Annotated in this window: 5 protein-coding genes; 4 read left to right on the forward strand and 1 reads right to left on the reverse strand. The window is 50.3% G+C overall.

The window, feature by feature from the left end; all coding sequences use genetic code 11:
• Positions 1-18: 18 nt before the first annotated feature.
• Complete coding sequence (locus IQ219_RS17740) at positions 19-375, reverse strand: hypothetical protein (RefSeq protein WP_190597801.1); 357 nt, start codon at positions 373-375, stop codon at positions 19-21.
• Between the two features lie 80 nt (positions 376-455).
• Here IQ219_RS17740 and rnhA point away from each other — a divergent pair, with 80 nt between their 5' ends.
• From rnhA to IQ219_RS17760, 4 genes are all read left to right on the forward strand, one after another.
• Positions 456-938: a ribonuclease HI gene (rnhA, locus tag IQ219_RS17745; protein WP_194073483.1), complete on the forward strand. Its 483-nt coding sequence runs from the start codon at positions 456-458 to the stop codon at positions 936-938.
• A gap of 183 nt (positions 939-1121) precedes the next feature.
• Complete coding sequence (locus tag IQ219_RS17750; RefSeq protein ID WP_228017310.1) at positions 1122-1910, forward strand: response regulator transcription factor; 789 nt, start codon at positions 1122-1124, stop codon at positions 1908-1910.
• 281 nt (positions 1911-2191) lie between these two features.
• Positions 2192-3523: a 30S ribosomal protein S12 methylthiotransferase RimO gene (rimO, locus tag IQ219_RS17755; RefSeq protein ID WP_194073485.1), complete on the forward strand. Its 1332-nt coding sequence runs from the start codon at positions 2192-2194 to the stop codon at positions 3521-3523.
• Positions 3524-3654: 131 nt separating this feature from the next.
• Positions 3655-3907: DEAD/DEAH box helicase (locus tag IQ219_RS17760; protein WP_194073486.1), on the forward strand; the 253-nt coding region annotated here is incomplete at its 3' end.

Raw genomic sequence — 3907 nt, forward strand, 5'->3', positions numbered from 1 at the left:
CCCTTGGTAATCCAGGCACTATTTCTTCGCAGATGGCAAAGGCTGGAAAAAAATTCTGCCCATCCAAAGCAAACACACCAGGAAATAACCGGTGCTGATCAGGCCATTCAGGTACATCAGTCTAAATCCTGCCAATTCCCCCGTCCCCTGGCCAGTACCCCAGAGCAGTAAATACAGACAGAGCCAGCCCAGGGTTAACTGCAATGACCGACGGCTCAAGCGGCGACGTTGACGATGATACTCATGGTCAGCCCAACCAGGTTGGTCTGGTTGGCGCAACTGCCAGAGGGACGGTAATATGCCCACTACGGGAAGCAGATATAAACAAAGTTGTAGGCGCATCAGTTTCGTGTCGGCAAAACGATCTTCGTTCACTCTGATTTTCCATCCTGCTTGCGAGCCCAGCTTGACCGGCGCTGACTTTTCCATTAACCCTAACCTTGCTGAATTTGTCCATGGCCTCCACCCCAAACTCCGTAACCCTCTACACCGATGGCGCTTGTTCCATGAATCCTGGCCCCGGTGGCTATGGCGCAGTAATTCTCTACGATGATGGTCGCCGGGAGGAACTATCCGCCGGTTATAAAATGACCACCAACAACCGCATGGAAATTATGGGGGCGATCGCCGCCTTGAGTCACTTACCAGAACCGTCCCAGGTATTGCTCTACACCGATTCCCGCTATATGGTCGATGCCATGAGCAAGGGTTGGGCCAAGAAATGGAAGGCCAAGGGATGGCAAAGAAATGCCAAGGAAAAGGCCAAAAATCCCGATCTCTGGGAAACGATGTTAGCGCTGTGCGAAAAACACCAGGTTACGTTTCAGTGGGTCAAAGCCCACGCTGGCAACAAGGAAAATGAGCGGTGCGATCGCCTAGCGGTGGCCGCCTATCAAAATAAGCCAAGCTTAGTCGATGAGGGCTTCGGTAAATTCTAGGGGCCAAAAGTACATCAAGTCCCATTCCACACCTAGGTTTTATAAATCCAATGATTTCCCTTTAACGGCAAAGGAGGGAAATTTCTCCATGGACAATTTTCAGGACTAGGGGAGGTTTGCTTCCTTCCCCATGTCATTATTCCGCCAAAAAAGTTTGCTGTTAACATCAATCTTGTATGTTATATGTTGGTTAAACAACATCTAGTAGGTTTCCCAATGGCAACGCTAGAAGCCCCCCCCCATAGACTCCAACAACAGGAACTTCCCCCCAGCCATCGTATTTTGGTTGTTGAAGACGAAGTTTCCATCCGTGAAACCATTGTCCTCTCACTGCAGGAAGAAGGTTATGAAGTCTATGCAGTGGACGATGGACGCGACGCTTTAGCCCTGTTGCAAGAATTTAGCGAAGACCCAGGCCAGGCCGCCGTTGACCTGATCATTCTCGACATCATGCTTCCCCAGGTAAACGGTTTAGATGTGTGTCGTAGTTTGCGCTTTGGTGGCGATAACACTCCGATTTTAATTGTCAGTGCCAAGGGCAGTGAAATGGAAAAGGTCACTGGCTTAGAAGTGGGGGCTGATGACTACATCACTAAGCCCTTTAGCCTGAAAGAATTGGTTGCCCGTTGCCGGGCCATGATCCGTCGCCAAGGCCTGGCCGGTAACAACATTGCCCCATTCCGTAAATTTCGGGATTTGGTGCTCTATCCCCAGGAATGCCGGGTTTTAATGCGGGGAGAAGAAGTCAATCTAGCCCCGAAGGAATTCCGCCTGTTGGAATTGTTCATGAGCTATCCCCGGCGGGTCTGGTCCAGGGAACAGTTAATTGAACATATTTGGGGCATTGATTTTATGGGAGATAGCAAAACGGTGGATGTCCATATCCGCTGGCTGCGGGAAAAGCTAGAACAAGACCCTAGTCAGCCGGAATACTTAGTTACAGTGCGGGGTTTCGGCTATCGTTTTGGTTGATCTTAGGGCGTAATTTTCCGGTATCTAACACCGTGGCCCCATGGCGATCGCCCTAGTTTTGGGGTCAATGTCAGCAAATGTATAACATTACACCAAACGACTTCAGGTTTTCTGGTGTAAATCTGTTACAATGTCTTTACAAATAAAAAGGGTCTGACCACCGTTCCCCATCTGCAGGCTGTGTTTACAGAATTTGCTGATCATTGCCTGGTTTAGTCCCTACCCTACATCCTTTGGACTCGAACTCAGTCAATAGTCAGTTAATCCCTAGTAATTAATTTATGGGCCAAACGCCAACGATCGCCATTAACCATTTAGGTTGCGAAAAAAACCGGATCGATTCGGAACATATGCTGGGACTGCTGGTGGAAGCCGGCTACCAGGTCGATGCCAACGAAGAATTGGCCGACTACGTCATTGTTAATACCTGCAGCTTTATCCAAGATGCCCGCCAGGAATCGGTGCGGACCTTGGTGGAGTTGGCTGAAGCCAAGAAGAAAATTGTTATTTCCGGTTGCCTGGCCCAACATTTCCAAGAGCAACTGTTAGAGGAAATTCCCGAAGCGGTGGCCGTGGTGGGCACGGGGGATTACCAGAACATCGTCGATATTATCCGGCAAACGGAACAGGGCCAAAGGGTCAAAGCAATTTCTGCTAATCCTAGTTTCATTGCCGACGAACATTTACCCCGTTATCGCACCACCAACGAGGCGATCGCCTATCTGCGGGTGGCGGAAGGTTGTGATTATCGCTGTGCCTTTTGCATTATTCCCCAACTGCGGGGTAAGCAACGCTCCCGTCCCATCGAATCCGTTGTGGCCGAAGCTCAACAATTGGCCAGCCAGGGAGTAAAGGAATTAATTCTCATCTCCCAGATCACCACCAACTACGGTTTGGATTTGTATGGGGAGCCAAAATTGGCGGAACTATTACAGGCCCTCGGCAAAGTCGATATTCCCTGGATTCGCATTCACTACGCCTATCCCACTGGATTGACCCCGAAAGTGATCGAGGCGATCGCCATTACGCCCAACGTCCTACCCTATTTGGATTTGCCCCTGCAACACTCCCACCCGGACATTCTCAAAGCCATGCATCGTCCCTGGCAAGGTCAGGTCAATGACGACATTATCACCAAGCTCAAAGCCGCCCTCCCCGACGCTGTCTTGCGCACCACCTTTATTGTTGGTTTTCCGAGGGAAACGGAGGCACATTTTCAGCATTTGTTAGACTTTGTCCAGCGCCACCAATTTGACCATGTGGGAGTCTTTACCTTTTCCCCAGAGGAAGGCACCGCCGCCTTTGACCTGCCCAACGCTGTGCCGGAAGAGGTAATGGGCGATCGGCGGGATCGGTTAATGGCCCTGCAGCAACCCATTTCTGCCCAGAAAAATGCCGCCTGCTTGGGACAAACCCTGGATGTGCTAATCGAACAGGAAAATCCTAGCACCGGGGAGTTCATTGGCCGAGCATCCAGATTTGCCCCGGAAGTGGACGGTCTGGTCTACGTCAAAGGGACCGCTAACTTGAACGAAATTATGCCTGTGACCATCACCGCCACCGACGACTATGACCTCTATGGTCTAACCGCCGAGGAGGCTAGGGTTTTTTAGCTAATTGAACTAAGGGGATGGACTGGCTGTGTTATTGACGGTTGGTTCCCAGCCATTCCCGCAAAATTTTTAACTTTTAATTATTTGCCCACTAAACCGTCTTTTGTTACCTGAAATTATTTAACTTTTCCATGACTAATACCTTGACTAGTACTTTTGCCGACCTTGGTCTTTCTGAAAAACGTTGTCAACTCTTGGCTGACATTGGCTTTGAGTCTCCTACCCAAATTCAAACGGAAGCCATTCCCCTCCTGCTCAGCGGCCGGGATATGTTGGCCCAGTCCCAAACGGGTACCGGTAAAACCGCCGCCTTTGCATTGCCGTTGATGGACCGCATTGATCCCGAGGGGGATTTGCAAGCCTTAATTTTGACCCCCACCCGGG

This window comes from Synechocystis sp. LEGE 06083, assembly GCF_015207725.1.
In the GTDB taxonomy this organism is placed as follows: domain Bacteria; phylum Cyanobacteriota; class Cyanobacteriia; order Cyanobacteriales; family Microcystaceae; genus Synechocystis; species Synechocystis salina.